Genomic DNA, 16,507 nt, shown 5'->3' with positions numbered 1-16,507 from the left:
CTGCTGATATGAGTGGAATCAGGCCTTTTTTAGATAAAAGGAAATCGCATGACTTTACCTTTAAAAAATATCCGCGTCCTTGATTTCGGACAATATGTTGCCGGCCCTGCAACCGCTGCCATACTGGCAGACCAGGGAGCCGAAGTGATTCGCATTGATCCGCCGGGAGGCCCCCTGTGGAAATCCCCTGCCATGGATACCCTGAATCGACGCAAAAAAAGCATTCTTTTAAATCTGAAAACCGAGACCGACCTCAACATCGCAAAGGAACTCATCGCCTCGGCTGATGTTCTTATTGAAAACTTTCGGCCCGGTGTCATGGCAAAGCTTGGCCTGGACTCAAAAACAGCCCATGCAATCAATCCGCGCCTTGTCTATGTTTCCCTTCCCGGTTTTTCCGCCCAAGATACGGAACGAGCCCACATAAAGGCCTGGGAAGGTATCATTGCCGCCGCCAGCGGTCAATTTACTGACATGGGCCTTAACCGTATCCTCATGGGGATCAACACCTCATTTTCTCCCATCACCCTTGCCTCGGGGTATGCGGCCATGCTGGGAGCCACCTCGGTTTCCCTTGCCCTTTACAGCCGGGAGACCTGCGGACACGGAGATACCATTGAAGTGCCCATTGCCGCAGCCCTCATGGAAGGGCTTGTGTACAACTCCATGTACATTGAAGACTGCCCTGGGCGATATTTTTCCCTGAGAGAGCATGAGATAGACCGCAGAAAAAAGGCCGGCGAACCCCTGGACATGGCCTATGACGAACTGCAGGAGTTCATGGATCCCTTTTACCGGAGCTATTTCTGCAAGGACGGCAGACCGGTATATGTGGTGGCCACCTGTCACGTTGACCACTGCCACAAGACCCTGAAAGCCATGGGCCTTTACGAAAAGGTAAAAGAGATGGGCCTGCCAGATCTGGATGACTGGTACCTTCCCACCAGCCAATGGCCGGAAGGGCTGGACTGCGCCCTGGGGCTCTATCCCCTGAGCAAACCATGGGCGGAAAAAGTATCAAAGCTCATGGCGGAAAAATTCCTGGAAAAAACCGCTTATGAGTGGGAAGCCCTTTTCGGGGAAAAAAAAGTCCCTGTATCTGCCCATCGTTACACCAAAGAGTGGCTCAACAGCGAACATGCCCTGGCATCGGGCCTGGTGCATGAGTTCACTGACCCTTCTGTGGGTAAAAGAAAACAGGCAGGCCCCGTGGCCTGGCTATACAGTTCCGCCGAGCTTGCCGCCACCGGAGCCCCGGCCCCGGCCCCGGATGCCCATCGCCAGGAAATTCTTGAAGATCTTACCCGGAGAAAGGCGACATCAACGGCATCACCCGCCGACAACAGACCTTTTACCACCGGCCACAACTGGCTCAAAGGGGTGAAAATCCTGGACATGACCAACGTCATTGCAGGACCCACCGTGGCCAATACCCTGGGTCGTTTCGGGGCAGAAGTCATCAAGATATACCCCATCAAACCCACCTTTGATCCCTGGAACACGGTGCTCATCGGGCTTCAGGTCCACCGGGGCAAACGCAGCATTCTCATAGATATCAAGTCCGACAAGGGACGGGAGGCATTCAATAAAATGGTGGCGTGGGCCGATGTGGTGACCTATAATGGTCCCAACCGTCAGTTGGCCCCCCTGGGTCTTGACATTGAAAGCCTTAACCGGATCAACCCCGAGGTCATTCTCTTTCATCTGGACTGCTGGGGAGGCCCCAAGACCGGCCCGAGAAGCGACTATGTGGGCTATGACGATCTGGTCCAGGCCGCCACCGGCATCATGTCCCGGTTCGGTGGTTCCATCAAAACCCCCGAAGAGCATGCCCACCTTGGCACCATTGACGTTCTCACTGGTTTTTCCGGGGCCTTTGCCGTTGCCACGGCCCTTTACAAACGCAAAACCACCGGTGAAACAGATGTGGCCCGCACCTCCCTTGCCGCCTGCGGCCAGCTGCTCCAGGCACCTTTCACCTATGACTATGAGGGACGTGAACCATTTAACGAACCCAGCGGCCGTCACATAAAGGGAGACGGGCCGCTGTATCGCTGCTATGAAGCCGCCGATGGATGGTTCTTCATGGGAATGCCCTCCCTGGATGCAACTGCACACCACGCCCTTGAATCCATTGAGGGGATGGGTGGTGTTTCCGGCATCGCACCGGAAGCCCTGGAAGATTTTTTAATGGAAAAGTTCAAAACCCGGGAGAAAGCCCACTGGATCAACGCTTTGAATGCCATGGATGTGGGAGCGGTTGAACTGCAGGCCCTGAGTCAGTTGAGAGAAAAATATTCAAGCCATGAGGAGACTGGCTCCCACGGCAGCGGCTCCACCTTTCAGTTCACCCGGTATGACGATCATCCAAGCGGGCATCGTATTGACATCATAGCACCCTGCTCCATCCGCCCGGCATATTCGGCCCTCACCGTTCCACCACCGGCGGAAAAATACGGTAAAGAGACCCGTGAAATTTTAACGGACATGGGCTACGCCCCGGCGGACATTGACCGGATGATAAGTGAAAAAGTAGTATCGGAAAGCTGGAGCGAGCAGTACCTGCCCGATTGATATATACCATATCAACTTTCGGCATTCACCGTTCGTGGTGGGATCAGGCTTGCGTTATTGACAATTTTATTTCAATTTATCTTAAAACACAGGTTGTTGTCAAAATCATAACAACACAAGCCGGCCCCCCTTGGCGCATGTATAAAAACCCCAACTTTGGAATGAAATCCGAAAGTTGAGATACCATCATAGGATTGTTGGAGAGTATTATGAATGACTTTAACGTGTTGTTTCAGCCGCAGATGATCGGCAGGGTAAAACTTAAAAATCGCATTGCCATGGCCCCCATGGGGGTTGAATATATGACCGAAGCCGACGGCACCCTGAACCGCCGTGTGGTGGATTATTACCTGGAGCGGGCCCGTAACGGCGTCGGCATGCTCATCTGTTCTGTATTCAAGGTGGAAAACAAGGTGGAGCACCTGGAAGAGAGCACCCCCATGATCACCGAGGCATCCTTGAACTACCTGGGGGATCTTTGCGATGCTGCCCACAGTTTCGGCACCAGGATTTTCGTGCAGTTGAGCGCAGGATTCGGACGGGTGACATTCCCGAGCATCTTGAGGGGGCCCTGCATGTCTCCCTCAGACAACACCAATTTCTGGGACCCTTCCATTCAATGCAAAGCCCTGACCGTGGAAGAGATCAAATCCATTGTCACGGCCATGGGGGTCACGGCCCGACGTCTTGCCCTGGCCGGGGTGGACGGCATTGAACTGCACGGCCATGAGGGCTACCTGTTTGACGAATTCACCACCCCCCTGTGGAACCGCAGAACCGATGAGTATGGCGGAAGCCTGGAGAACCGCCTGCGATTCCCGGTGGAATGCCTGGAGGAGATCAGAAAAGAAGTCGGACAGAAGCTGGCCGTGGTCTACCGGTTCGGATTAAAGCATTATCTCAAAACCCCCCGCCAGGGTGCCCTTCCCGGCGAACCCTTTGTGGAGGTGGGCCGGGATGTAACCGAGAGTGTTGAAATGGCAAAAAAACTTGAACAGGCAGGTTTTGACGCTCTGCACGTGGATGCCGGATGCTATGAAAGCCATTACTGGCCCCACCCACCCATCTACCAGAAACATGGATGCATGGCGGACATGGCGGCAAAGGCAAAGGCTGCGGTAAACATTCCCGTCATCGGTGTGGGACGGCTGGACAAACCGGAAGTGGCGGCCCGGGCCGTTGCGGAAGGTGCCATGGACATTACCGCCATCGGCAGAGGGCTTCTGGCAGACCCCCAGTGGGCAGACAAGCTCAAATTTGGAGATCCCCAGGATATCCGGCCCTGTGTGGGATGCTATGACGGCTGCTTTGAAGCCTATTCCAAGTTCAGAAACATCTCCTGCGCCCTGAACCCTGCATCGGGACGGGAATCTGCCTATCGTCTCACCCCGACGCTTAAACCGCTTAATGTAATGGTGGTGGGTGGCGGCATCGCCGGCATGGAAGCGGCAAGAGTGGCAAGTATCCGTGGACACCGGGTAACCCTCCATGAAAGGAATAACACCCTGGGCGGAACGGTGAACCAGGCGGCCGTGCCTGATTTTAAAAAGGATCTTCGCCGTCTGCTAAGCTGGTACCAACGACAGATGGAAAAAACCGGGGTGATTGTTCAGCTGAATTCAACCATGACGCAGGAAAACATCGCAACCTTGTCACCGGATGTGGTTCTTGTGGCCACCGGCGCCCATCCCATGGTTCCGCCACTTCCCGGCATGGACCAGGAAATGGTAATCACTGCGGTGGATCTATTAAGGGGCGTAAGACCTGCAGGCGACAATGTGGTGGTCATCGGAGGAGGACTTGCCGGGTGTGAGGTGGCCATCTGGCTGGCAGAAAAGGGTAAAAAAGTAACTGTGGTGGAGATGCTTGACCAGGTCATGGCCGGTGGTGCGTCGGTGCCCACCCAGGTAAAGATGATGACCATGGATCTAATGAACCGCTTCGGGGTTAAAATTCTGACATCCACCCGGCTGGATCATATCACGGAAAATGAAGTGGCATTGATGTCCAAAGATGGGCAGTTAACAAAACTTGCCACGGACACCGTGGCCCTTGCCATCGGCATGACCCCGGAAACCGGCCTTGCCGACGAGCTGGATACCACCCCTTTCCGGGTGTATCGCATGGGGGACTGCCGTTCGCCCAAGAATGTAATGAATGCCGTGTGGGATGCCTATGAGATTGCCCGATTTATATAGCGGGCATCTCCTGGCGGACACAACGAAGTATTAAAATGGCATTATGCCGCCCCCCAACGGTCACCGACGCTCCGGCCCCGGAGCGTCGGTGACCCCTTTGCCCTGCTGGCCTGAAATGCAGGAACTGGGGGAACTCTTTCCTCTTTCATGGTACTGCAAATTTACCTAAAAACAATGGTTGTTCAAGATACCTTAGGAGTATAGTCATATATGCAACATACTATGGCTATATCCGGCGTGGATCACACCTCAGGTCTCTTATAATTTTTCATAGGTTTATTGACAAAAAGCTTTTTCCTATCCTATCTTATATATTGTTTTCATCAGAAAACCAAAAAGTTAGGGGGAAAAGGACGAATGACGAAATCACAAGACGGTCTCTACGTGGCATTGTTAAGCATACACGGATTGATCCGCTGGCATAATCTTGAACTGGGCCGCGATGCCGACACTGGTGGACAAACACTCTATGTCATCGAACTCGCCCAGGCACTTGCCAGACAACCCGGCATAAAAAAAGTTGACCTCATTACCCAGCGCGTTGTCGATGAAAATGTCTCAAGTGATTATGCCCAGCCCATAGAGAAACTTGGAAAAAATCTTCGAATTGTTCGTATTGATGCCGGAACGGAGGCCTACCTTGCCAAAGAAAAACTTTGGGATCATCTCGATTTTTTCACAGACAACCTAACTGATTTCTTCCATGGTCACGAATATCTTCCTGATATTATTCATAGCCACTATGCCGACGCAGGGTATGTCGGTTCCCACTTTGCCAGCCTTCTTGGAATACCGCAAATTCACACAGGTCACTCCCTTGGCCGGGTAAAACGAAGTCGTCTCCTGGCAAGCGGTTTCAAAGCAAAGGAAATTGACTCTCGCTTTAATATGAGCAGACGAATTGAGGCAGAAGAATTGGCTCTGGCTTCTTCGGAAAGGGTAATAACAAGTACTCGCCAAGAAATTGCAGAGCAATACGAGCTGTATGATCACTATCAACCTGATCAGATGCGCGTTATTCCACCGGGAACAGATCTTAACCAGTTCACTCCCTGGAGTGGTGAAGAGATCTTGACACCATTTTTCAATGAGCTAACCAAGCACCTGAAAGCACCCGAAAAACCTATTATCCTTGCCCTTTCCCGACCGGACAAGCGCAAAAACATCACAGCACTAATCGAAGCATTCGGGATATGCCCACGGTTGAAGGAACGCGCAAACCTTATAATAATAGCAGGTAACCGTGATAATATTGATGATTTGGAAGATGGTGCCCAAGAGGTTTTTCAAAATTTATTGGTAGCAATTGATCGTTACGATCTCTATGGAAAAGTGACTTTACCAAAACATCATGAACGAGATCAGGTACCGATGATTTACCGGATTGCGGCTGCCACGGGTGGCGTTTTTGTCAATCCTGCTTTAACAGAACCCTTCGGCTTAACCCTAATTGAAGCCGCTGCCTGTGGGTTACCAATCGTCGCCACCGAGGACGGTGGGCCCCAAGATATCATCGCTAACTGCAATAACGGATTTTTAATTGATCCGCTGGAACCGGAAAGCATTGCTAACGCAATTTTAAAGATCATTGAAGATCAAGAGTTATGGCAGGAATTTTCCAGCCACGGATTACAAGGTGTTAAAGAAAATTATTCATGGGATGCCCATGCAAAGCAATATCTCACTGTCATAGAACCGATTGCGGAACGCTCCGAACTATTACTCCGCGTTCCAGTAAAACCGCGTACAGGCCTCTATCGAGACCGGGCGATTGTCAGCGACTTGGATCAAAACCTGTTAGGACAGAGACAGCCGCTTCAAAAACTCGCTGAGATTCTCAGACAGAATCGCACCATCAGCCACTTTATAATTGCAACGGGAAGACGTCTTGATTCCGCTCTTAAAGTGATGAAAAAGCACAAAATACCGGAACCAGATGTGCTTATTACAAGTAGCGGCAGCGAAATCTATCATGCACCAAAGCTTGCAGCCGATACCGCTTGGGCTAAACACATAGATTATCAATGGTCACCCCGAAAAATAAAGGCGCTTCTGATGGATCTGCCGGGATTAAAGATTCAACCCAACAGTGAACAGAGTCGCTTTAAGATCAGTTACTATATTGACCCGAATGAAATTGATGTTGAGGAGATCAAACAGTTACTGCACAGAGAGGAATTATCCTTTTTTATCCAGATGGCCTTTGGTCAGTTTCTCGACATTCTCCCACTACGCGCCTCTAAAGGTATGGCACTACGCTACGTGGCAGAGCTATTGGATCTTCCGCTTGAATCGGTTTTTGTTGCCGGCGGATCAGGAGCCGATGAAGACATGATGCGTGGTAATACGCTGGCGGCGGTGGTTGCAAATCGCCATCACGAAGAATTATCACAGTTAGATGATATTGAGCGAATCTATTTCTCAAGCCGTCCAAATGCTGCAGGCATCCTTGAAGCTCTCGAATATTACGATTTTTTTTCAACTTCTATAGAGCCCCAAGAAGAAAGGAAATGATATAAATAATGTCCTCCAAATTACTTCTCTGTACAGATATGGACCGGACTATTATACCAAACGGTCACCACCCTGAACACCCCTATGCCCGTGAACAGTTTTGCAGACTCTGCAACTTACCTGAAATCATTTTGGCGTATGTTACCGGGCGACACCTTCAACTCGTGGAAGAGGCCATCGTGAACTACAACCTGCCTGAACCCGATTTCGCAATTACCGACGTAGGCACAAAAATATATCAAAAAAGCTGTGACAACTGGACGCCTATATCACAATGGCAAAAGCAGATCGCAAAAGACTGGCAGGGAAAAACTCACAACCAGCTACAGCAGGCACTCAACGGACTATCCGATCTAAAACGCCAGGAAAACACCAAACAAAACGATTATAAACTCAGTTATTATCTGCCTCTGAAAGCTGACCACATAAAAATCATGCAGCAGGCAGGCCAGATTCTGGCGGAACTGGGGGTTGATGCCAGTCTGATTATGAGCATTGATGAACGAAAACAGGTCGGATTATTAGATATCCTCCCCCAAAACGCAACAAAACTGCATGCCATCAGATTCCTCCTGCAGTACCTCGATTTGGCTCAGGAAGAAAGCATATTTTGCGGTGATAGCGGCAATGATCTCCCGGTACTGGGAAGTCAGATACGCTCGATTCTTGTTGCCAATGCTGACCGGAATATAAAAAAACAGTCCCGTAAACTGGCTAAAAAAAATGGCAGTAAAGGGGCTCTTTATGTGGCTGAAGAAAACGCTTTTACTTTGGGTGGTAATTACTCTGCCGGTGTTTTGCAGGGGATTGCCTTTTATGAACCCGAGATAATAAAAAAACTGAAAATATCATGACAAACCCTTCTGGACTTTACATATTTGGAGAGGTCCTTTTCGACTGTTTCCCAAGCGGGGAAGTGGTTCTCGGCGGGGCTCCGTTTAACGTCGCCTGGCATCTGCAGGCCCTGGGCAATCAGCCCGGTTTCATCTCACGCGTGGGAAAAGACGCATACGGCAGTAAGATTCTTCATGCCATGGAAAAATGGGGTTTGGAGACCACCCTGATTCAGATCGATAACAAACATCCAACGGGAAAGGTTCAGGTGACAATCGAAAACAACGAACCGGATTACGAGATAGTTGCAAATTGCGCCTACGACTTCATCTCCGACGACATGTTGTCTGGGTACATCACCAAAGGTATTTTGTACCATGGAAGTCTATGCCTGCGAAATTCGCTTTCTCGCTCAACATATAGTTCTATTATACGGAATACGCGACTGAAAATTTTCCTGGATGTCAACCTACGTACACCGTGGTGGGAAAAGGACGAAATTTTGTCCTGGCTCCAAAAAGCGCATTGGGCAAAGATGAATCAGGACGAACTGAGACTGCTGACCGGGACAGAAAAAAAGATTGAATTCCAGATGGCTGAACTCCAAACTGCCTGTGGGTTAGAGCAAATAATCGTCACCCGGGGTAAACGGGGCGCCATGGTCAGAACAGCACAAGGAGAGATGCATTCACTTGTGCCCGATAAAATTGAACAGTTAATTGACACGGTAGGCGCAGGTGATGCATTTAGTGCAGTCTATATCCATGGACTTCTTGCAGGTTTACCTGTTGAGCTAAATCTTCGTTATGCCCAGCAGTTTGCGGGCAAGGTAATCGGGTTACGTGGTGCCACAACTGACGATTTGAACTTTTATAATGAATTTACCACCTCGCTTTTACGCGAGCAACATTGATCACCTGAAGGATGAATATGTACGAACAAGTTTCTCACACGCTTTTAAATGATATTCTCAACAGTATCAAACCAGAAATATCTGAGCAGGATCTACGCCATTTCTATACCCGGCTGGGTGCGAATTTTTACGGAATTTATTCTCTTTTCCAAAAACTGTACGGTAATCGAGATGATTTTACAAAACAGGCGCAAAAACTGGTGGAAACCATGGCGACGCAGTATATTAAACGCCCTGATAAACTCCGTCAGCTCGACCTTGCCAGGGAAAAAGATTACAACTGGTTTCTAAGTCAACAGCTTGTGGGAATGGCCCTCTATTGTAAAGGGTTTTCAGGTGACCTGCATAATCTGCAGCAGCGCCTACATTACTTTCAGGAGTTAGGCGTCAACCTTGTTCATGTGATGCCGATTTTGCGCTGTCCTGAGGGAAGCAGTGACGGCGGATATGCAGTCAGTGATTTCCGAGAGATAAACCCAGATGTCGGAACGCTTGAGGATCTTCAGTCACTTGCAAACGAGATGAAAAAACGTGACATCCTCCTGGTGCTTGATGTTGTTGTCAATCACACTTCAAACAAACACTACTGGGCAACGAAAGCCAAAGCAGGAGAAAAGCAATACCAGAACTATTATTATTGCTTTGCAACACGGAATGTCCCAGATATGTTCGAGCAAAGCATGCCCGAAATATTTCCTGAAACAGCCCCTGGAAACTTCACCTGGGATGAAGAGATGAATCGTTGGGTGATGACTGTATTCAACAATTTTCAATGGGATCTCAACTACAGCAATCCAAACGTTTTTATTGAAATGCTCAACATTCTTCTTTTCTGGGCAAACCAGGGGGCTGATATTCTCAGGCTTGATGCAGTGGCCTTTCTGTGGAAAAAAATCGGAAGCACCTGTCAAAATGAGCGTGAAGCCCATCTAATTCTCCAGCTGCTCAAGGATTGCTGTCAAGTCACCGCACCAGGAGTTATTTTTATTGCCGAAGCGATTGTCGCTCCAGTGGAGGTTATAAAATATTTCGGCGAAGATGCGGTTATAGCAAAGGAATGCGAGATTGCGTATAATGCTACATATATGGCACTGCTTTGGGACGCTGTGGCAACAAAAAATGCCCGTTTGCTTAACCAGGGAATAAGGAGTCTGCCGGTTAAACTTGACGGGGCAACCTGGCTTAATTATGTACGCTGTCATGACGATATAGGATTTGGTTTTGATGATCGTGACATCCAGCTTTGCGACTATGAACCCAGTCGGCACAGAAAATATCTGATTGACTATTTCACCGGACAGTATAGTGGTTCTCACGCAAGAGGCCTGCCTTTTGGTCAGAATCCAAAGACAGGCGACTCCCGTATCTCAGGCTCCCTGGCCGCTCTGGCAGGACTTGAACATGCCATTGAAACAGGAGACAACGAAGCCATCAAGGCTTCAATAAAATTGATTCTTTTACTGCATGGTATGATTCTCTCATTCGGTGGAATCCCTCTTCTCTACTACGGTGATGAAATTGGCACATTAAACGATGACTCTTACCTTAAAGATCCTTTTAAAAAAGGAGACTCTCGCTGGGTACACCGACCATCCATAGACTGGGATAAAGCAGAACGGCGCAACACCCCGGGAACCATCGAATTTGAAATTTTCAGTGCCCTGAAACGGATGATCGCTGTCCGTAAGGAAATTGAAGTTTTTGCCGATTTTAATAATCGTGAGCTAATTGAGGTCGATAATCCACATCTCTTTGTTTTCGGACGTTACCATATTCAACAACCAAGCCAGCAGGTACTGGTGGTTGCCAACTTCAGCAATAAACCACAACATCTCAATCTCGAAAATATTGGCAACTGGCGGAATCCATATCGATCACCCATCGATTTGTACAGAGGAGAAAGTCCCGATATCTTTAAAAACAGTCTGGTTATTCCAGAGTACAGTTTTTACTGGTTGTCTGAACGATGATTGTGCGGTGCGAGACTGATGCTTAACCTTCCCTAGGTATGTCTCCGTGGAGAATGATATTGACAGATAAAAGCCGAAAGCCTTTAGTGGCCCTTTTTGTAACCGATCAATTTTAAATAAAAATCACCAAAAGCCCGCTTCGTAAAATAGTGGGCTTTTTTTATCTTGGAGAAACGATCTATGTTGAAGTTCAATAAATCACAGAAACGTTTTTTAGGATTGCTGCTCACCCTGGCGATACCCATTGCATTGCAGAATCTTCTGACCTGCTCCATGAGTGTCATTGACATCCTCATGGTGGGCCAGCTCAATGAAACCGCCATTGCGGCTGTGGGCATTGCCAATCAATTTGTCTTCATGTTTATTGTTATTCAGTACGGCATCCACTCCGGAGTATCTATTTTCACAGCCCAGTACTGGGGGAAAAAAGAAATGAGTCGGATCAAACACCTGTCCGGCATGGGTATTTTGGTTGGACTTGCCGTGGCAGCTCTATTCAGTTATGTGGCCCTAATTTTGCCGAACGACCTCATCTCCCTTTTCTCAAAGGATGAGTCAGTCGTTCGCCTTGGGACGGAATATATTAGGATAGTGGGCGTTTCCTTTGCCTTTTCCGCCGTAATTTTTTCATTCATGTGCAACCTGAGAAGTATGGGTTTTGTTAAGGTACCCATGGTCTGTTCTATGCTGGCCGTCACCCTGAACATCGTTCTCAATTACATCCTTATCTTTGGAAAATTGGGATTCCCTGCCCTCGGAGTCACCGGGGCAGCCATTGCCACCTGTACCTCTAAAATTGTTGAGGGGCTTTTCATGGCCGGTATTATTTATGGCAAAAGTTACCCCCTGGCCGCCACCTTCAAGGAGATGTTCAATTTTGACAGAGTTTTTTTTGGCCGAGTGCTTACGACCTGCTGGCCGGTATTCCTCAATGAGCTGTTCTGGGTAACGGGAATCAGCCTCTACAAACTGGTCTACGCCCGAATCGGAACGGAATCCATTGCCGCCGTAAACATTGTGACTACTATCGAGGAATTTATGTTCATTCCCTTTTTCGGCATCTTCCATGGGGGGGCCATCATGATCGGAAACAGCATTGGCGCAGGGCAGAAAAAAACAGCTCAGGCATATGGGCAGTTCATTTTGATCACCCAGTTTATCATAGCTGTCGGTGCAGGCCTAATCATGATTTCCTCTCGGGAGATTGTTCTCTCTTTTTACAATATTTCCCCGGCCACATACGAAAATGCATATTATCTGATGCTGGTGTCAGGGTTGATTTTCTGGGCAAAGACGACTAATTTTACAACCATTGTCTCGGTTCTCCGGAGCGGGGGAGATACCCAGTTCGGCTTTTTGCTGGACCTCACTGGTGTCTGGTGCATCGGTGTTCCCATGGCTTTCTTTACCGCCTTCTACCTGGGACTGCCGGTTTATTGGGTTATGGCCCTTGTAGCCGTGGAAGAACTGTTCAAGCTGGGCGTGGGGATTCCACGTTTTTTTTCGCAAAAATGGATCCGAAACCTTGTGGCGGTTTGATAAAAAAATACCTTACCGGATTTGATATCAAGTGCTATCAAACCCGGTAAGGCTTTATAAAATAAAAAAACGACTCAACCCCTCTGGAGAACACCATGCGCCATTTTACTATCTTTCCTGCCAATGCAGCCGGAATTCGATGCGGTATGATGATATCATTTCCATGGAAGATACCAAGGTTGAGATGAAGGATCAAGATAAAAACCTGCGGAGAGATTAGTCTCTGCAGAAGGTGCATCTTCTTTCCCGGAAGCATTTCAAGGATACCGCATTATTGGATGGATTATGCAGAGAAATATGAGAATTCAATCGCAGCCCAATCAAAGCCTCTGATAGATGTTCTCATCGTAATTGAACTGGTATTGTTTCATGATATCCTCCAGGGATTCCGTGTTGAAATCGCCTTGGATAAAATGATCACTGTCCAGTATCATTCGGGCCAGAGGAATGGAGGTCTTAGTTCCTTCCACCCTGAAATCGGCAAGACGTTTATTTAATCTCTTAATAGCTCTCTCCCTGGTAGATCCCCATGCCACCACCTTGGCCAGCATGGGGTCATAATAGGGGGAAACATTCATTCCCTCTTCCAGGGCATGTTCAAATCTGGTTTTCACCTTCCGGATAATGGGAAACCTGAGTTTAGAGATGGTACCGGGATGGGGCAAAAAAGAAACCGGGTCTTCAGCATAAATCCGGGCTTCAATGGCATGTCCATCGAACAGAACATCCTCCTGGGTAATATCAAGTCGCTTACCGGAGGCAATATCAAGCTGACATTTCACGATATCCATACCAGTAATCAGTTCGGTCACGGGATGTTCCACCTGGATCCGGGCATTGACTTCCATGAAATAATAATTTCCATCTTCAATAATTTTCTGGTACCGTCTCTGGATGGAACATTCCCGTTCACCCAGAGTGATATAATTGCCGTAATGGTCCCCAAGGAACTGTACCTCAATATGGCGGGCATTTTTCAATCCTTTTTCCACATAACAGTCCGATGAGCCAAAGGCCACCTGCCCCATGCTGCTGGAAGATGTCAAAACCTGTTCAATATCCTCTTCAGCAGCAATAACCTGGATGCCCTTGCCGCCCCCCCCTTTGTCCAATTTCAGAAGCAAAGGCGGCCCGTATTCCCGAAAAACATCTCGAATTTCATCTGCATTTTTTACGATATCTAATGTCCCTGGAACCACCGGGATATGGAGGTCATGACATATATTGCGGCAATAACATTTTGATTCTATGTCATCCAGGGTTTCCACAGAAGGTCCCACAAATGCAACCCCACTCTCCACCACTGCATGGGCAAATCTTCGATTTTCTGACAAAAAACCATATCCCGGATGGACAGCGTCAGCACCGGATCTTTTTACGGCATCCATAATGTTGTCGATATTGAGGTAACTCTTTGGTGGTGGGGTCGGTCCAATGCAAAAAGCTTCATCCGCCTCTCGAACATGGGGAGCATTCTCATCTGCTTTGGAATATACAGCCACGGTCTTAATTCCCATATCCCTTGCTGTTCGGATAATCCTGACGACAATCTCACCGCGATTTGAAATCAATAATTTTTTCATGTGCGGGACTCCTTTATTATCGGAGCACCCACTGGAAAATGCATGCCCACGGTTTCAAGAATCCCTCCCACAGCCATAAAAATACCAAAAAGGCCGGCCACGAAAAAAGCCCATCCGCTGAGATTCAGCATGAACGGTGAGGCAAAACCAAAATAAATCCCAACCAAGGCGGCAATACCCACATCTGCACCGATTACGGAAATGGATGCCGCAGCAGGAGTAAATTTAAGAAAAATTGGCGTAGTCAGAATAAGCACAATACCCAAAACCGCCCACTCATATCCAAGAATTCGAGTATCCAGTTCCCAATTATATATTCCGGAAAAATAGGTCACCCCATAGGTTAAACCGGAACAAAAGGCAAAAAAAGCGCCAAAATAAAGCCAGGTAACGCCGCCAGCGGCATTGCCCAATTTTAGCTGGGTTGAAGCCGCAAACAAATAGGGAATGGTGCAGGAAAAGGAAATACAGGACATAAGCAAGTATGCTTTATCAGAAACAAATCCGCAAAGGGCCGCCCAGGCAATCCAGGTGGCTATTGCATAGGCAATCCAGCCAGCCGGTCCGGCGTCTGCCATATGAATATTTTCGGTCACTTCATTTTCCATGTTTATCCTCATTTTTGTTTCTCAATTCTCGAACTTAATGGTTGGTGTACGGATTAAGGCTTGTTGTATTGCGTTTTCAACGCAAAATTGCTTTATTTCAATAAGGTAACAAAACGAAATAATGCAAACAAGACCCTTCACCAATCAATCAAGTCCGAAAGTTGAGTGAAATTTATTTTAAAAAAATTACAAAAAGAATTCCGGCATGTGAATTAGATGGTGAATGATTAACGTCCCAGTATCTTGAACTTGGATAAACCCACAAGACCCAAAAGAATTCTCTAATGCCCTTGTCCCAATAAAACGAAAATCAGAAATAAAGCACAATAACCTGACATGGCAGTGAAACTATACGTCAAGAACCACCATGGGAGCGTCAACTTCCATCTCATCCCACTCTTTCACTAAAATATCCTTAACAATACCACCCTTTTCTGCTGTGACACTGATTTCATTTTTCATGCAATTGATCACGGCTACTTCTTGACCTTCTTTAATTGAGTCACCCTGGTTAACGACAACGCGGGCGACTAATCCCGGCATGGTGGCATTAATATTAAATTCCATTGGTTCTCTCCCTTTATTTAATAAAATTCCAAATAAGTATTGTTAATTCGCCAGTCATAAATTTTAATAAACGGCACGGGCGGACCTCATTCTGACCCGGATCCACCCACAACAAAGCTTGCAACATTCTCCGGTTTTACGGAGTATTTCATATAAAAAAAAATTATCAGGCGAGTGCACTTTCAGAAAGCAATTCTTTTTGCTTAGTCCTTGCCGCAACGGCCTCTTTTTCAGTGCAGTAAATAAAACGAATGCGATCTCTCATGGGAGTTCCCTGACCGATCTTCCACAAATCGGCATTAATTACATGAAGTGCACAGAAATATCCACCAAGAGTTGGTCCATCTCCGATGAGAATTATGGGTGTATTACCACAAATATTCAGTGCTCCCCGGATAGAATAGGCATGGTCCACAATGTTTGACGGGTGACTGCCCCCTACTCCGCCATCTTTTCTTGCAAAAAAGGTATTCGGGAGTTCATCCAGCCGGTATGCGGAACGATTGGAGGTATGTTGAATTTTAAATGAATTGTCAAACAGATAGTCCATTCCCTCTTTGGTAACATAATCCGGACAGGTGTTGGGACCCGGCATGGCACGGATCTGCCACTCGTTTTCATATTCGGGAATATATTCTTTTTTCAATTTTCTGCCTGCAAGGTTGGCCAGGGGCACAGAGGTTTTGCCAAATACGAGCAAATCCCCCGGGGCCAATTTGCGACCTTCAAATCCCCCGTAACTTCCGAAAATACATGTGGATTTACTGTTTAAATAGCTGGGAACATCAAATCCACCGGCAACGCCAAGGTAAGATCGAAAGCCTGTTTTCCCAAAATGAAAAAATTTAAGGCGATCTCCTTTGCGAACCATAATCGACGTCCACATCTCAACCGGGTCACCGTTCAATGTCGGGTTCATATCCGTACCCGTAATGGCCATGACAGCATCTTCCGTAAATTGCGCTTCAAAATACCCACCCGCAATTTCCAGGCCTGCTTCCCCGGCCGGATTTCCCACCAGGAGATTGGCAAATCCCAGAGACACATTGTCAAGGGCACCCGATGCTGCCATCCCCTTGCCCAGGTATCCCAACCGTCCCGGCCAGTCTTCAACGATTGTCTCAATTCCACCATTGATTACGTTCAACATTTATTCATCCTCCTTGTCCAAATTTTTAACCGGAACCCATACCGGAGTTCATCGGTT

At 47.8% G+C, this 16,507-nt stretch carries 11 protein-coding genes; 7 read left to right on the top strand and 4 right to left on the bottom strand.

Annotated features, from left to right (window positions below; all coding sequences use genetic code 11):
* Positions 1–48 precede the first annotated feature (48 nt).
* The 7 genes from ACYQ2M_RS05425 (at position 49) to ACYQ2M_RS05395 (ending at position 12,542) form a co-directional block, all read left to right on the top strand.
* Positions 49–2,574, top strand: coding sequence for a CoA transferase (locus tag ACYQ2M_RS05425; RefSeq protein WP_459915305.1), 2,526 nt, complete (start codon positions 49–51; stop codon positions 2,572–2,574).
* A 209-nt stretch (positions 2,575–2,783) separates the two neighbouring features.
* Positions 2,784–4,772 (top strand): oxidoreductase, encoded by a 1,989-nt coding sequence (locus ACYQ2M_RS05420; protein WP_459915304.1) that lies wholly within the window; start codon positions 2,784–2,786, stop codon positions 4,770–4,772.
* Between the two features lie 357 nt (positions 4,773–5,129).
* A complete protein-coding gene (locus tag ACYQ2M_RS05415; protein ID WP_459915303.1) occupies positions 5,130–7,286 on the top strand; it encodes an HAD family hydrolase in 2,157 nt (718 codons plus the stop codon).
* 8 nt (positions 7,287–7,294) lie between these two features.
* A complete protein-coding gene (locus ACYQ2M_RS05410) occupies positions 7,295–8,140 on the top strand; it encodes an HAD-IIB family hydrolase (RefSeq protein WP_459915302.1) in 846 nt (281 codons plus the stop codon).
* Entirely contained in the window at positions 8,137–9,033 is an 897-nt protein-coding gene (locus ACYQ2M_RS05405) for a carbohydrate kinase family protein (protein ID WP_459915301.1), read from the top strand. The genes ACYQ2M_RS05410 and ACYQ2M_RS05405 overlap by 4 nt, the downstream gene beginning before the upstream one ends.
* A gap of 17 nt (positions 9,034–9,050) precedes the next feature.
* Positions 9,051–11,003, top strand: a complete 1,953-nt coding sequence (locus tag ACYQ2M_RS05400; RefSeq protein ID WP_459915300.1) for an alpha-amylase family glycosyl hydrolase — start codon at positions 9,051–9,053, stop codon at positions 11,001–11,003.
* Between the two features lie 180 nt (positions 11,004–11,183).
* Positions 11,184–12,542, top strand: coding sequence for an MATE family efflux transporter (locus ACYQ2M_RS05395; RefSeq protein WP_459915299.1), 1,359 nt, complete (start codon positions 11,184–11,186; stop codon positions 12,540–12,542).
* Positions 12,543–12,862: 320 nt separating this feature from the next.
* Here the strand turns inward: ACYQ2M_RS05395 and ACYQ2M_RS05390 are convergent, their stop codons facing one another.
* The 4 genes from ACYQ2M_RS05390 to ACYQ2M_RS05375 form a co-directional block, all read right to left on the bottom strand.
* Positions 12,863–14,125, bottom strand: a complete 1,263-nt coding sequence (locus ACYQ2M_RS05390; RefSeq protein ID WP_459915298.1) for an acetyl-CoA carboxylase biotin carboxylase subunit — start codon at positions 14,123–14,125, stop codon at positions 12,863–12,865.
* On the bottom strand, positions 14,122–14,733 hold the full coding sequence (locus tag ACYQ2M_RS05385) for a hypothetical protein (protein ID WP_459915297.1): 612 nt from the start codon (positions 14,731–14,733) through the stop codon (positions 14,122–14,124). The genes ACYQ2M_RS05390 and ACYQ2M_RS05385 overlap by 4 nt, the downstream gene beginning before the upstream one ends.
* 348 nt (positions 14,734–15,081) lie before the next feature.
* Positions 15,082–15,300 (bottom strand): biotin/lipoyl-containing protein, encoded by a 219-nt coding sequence (locus ACYQ2M_RS05380; RefSeq protein ID WP_459915296.1) that lies wholly within the window; start codon positions 15,298–15,300, stop codon positions 15,082–15,084.
* A gap of 166 nt (positions 15,301–15,466) precedes the next feature.
* The gene (locus ACYQ2M_RS05375) at positions 15,467–16,450 is read right to left on the bottom strand and encodes a 5-oxoprolinase subunit C family protein (RefSeq protein WP_459915295.1); all 984 of its coding nucleotides are present in this window, start codon (positions 16,448–16,450) and stop codon (positions 15,467–15,469) included.
* Between the last annotated feature and the right edge of the window lie 57 nt (positions 16,451–16,507).

It is taken from the genome of Desulfocicer niacini (genome assembly GCF_054657595.1).
This window is presented reverse-complemented; position numbering and strand designations above follow the sequence as displayed.

Coding starts and splice junctions, on each gene's coding strand:
- ACYQ2M_RS05425 (WP_459915305.1), top strand. CDS start 49: ATGACTTTACCTTTAAAAAATATCCGCGTCCTTGATTTCGGACAATAT.
- ACYQ2M_RS05420 (WP_459915304.1), top strand. CDS start 2,784: ATGAATGACTTTAACGTGTTGTTTCAGCCGCAGATGATCGGCAGGGTA.
- ACYQ2M_RS05415 (WP_459915303.1), top strand. CDS start 5,130: ATGACGAAATCACAAGACGGTCTCTACGTGGCATTGTTAAGCATACAC.
- ACYQ2M_RS05410 (WP_459915302.1), top strand. CDS start 7,295: ATGTCCTCCAAATTACTTCTCTGTACAGATATGGACCGGACTATTATA.
- ACYQ2M_RS05405 (WP_459915301.1), top strand. CDS start 8,137: ATGACAAACCCTTCTGGACTTTACATATTTGGAGAGGTCCTTTTCGAC.
- ACYQ2M_RS05400 (WP_459915300.1), top strand. CDS start 9,051: ATGTACGAACAAGTTTCTCACACGCTTTTAAATGATATTCTCAACAGT.
- ACYQ2M_RS05395 (WP_459915299.1), top strand. CDS start 11,184: ATGTTGAAGTTCAATAAATCACAGAAACGTTTTTTAGGATTGCTGCTC.
- ACYQ2M_RS05390 (WP_459915298.1), bottom strand. CDS start 14,125: ATGAAAAAATTATTGATTTCAAATCGCGGTGAGATTGTCGTCAGGATT.
- ACYQ2M_RS05385 (WP_459915297.1), bottom strand. CDS start 14,733: ATGGAAAATGAAGTGACCGAAAATATTCATATGGCAGACGCCGGACCG.
- ACYQ2M_RS05380 (WP_459915296.1), bottom strand. CDS start 15,300: ATGGAATTTAATATTAATGCCACCATGCCGGGATTAGTCGCCCGCGTT.
- ACYQ2M_RS05375 (WP_459915295.1), bottom strand. CDS start 16,450: ATGTTGAACGTAATCAATGGTGGAATTGAGACAATCGTTGAAGACTGG.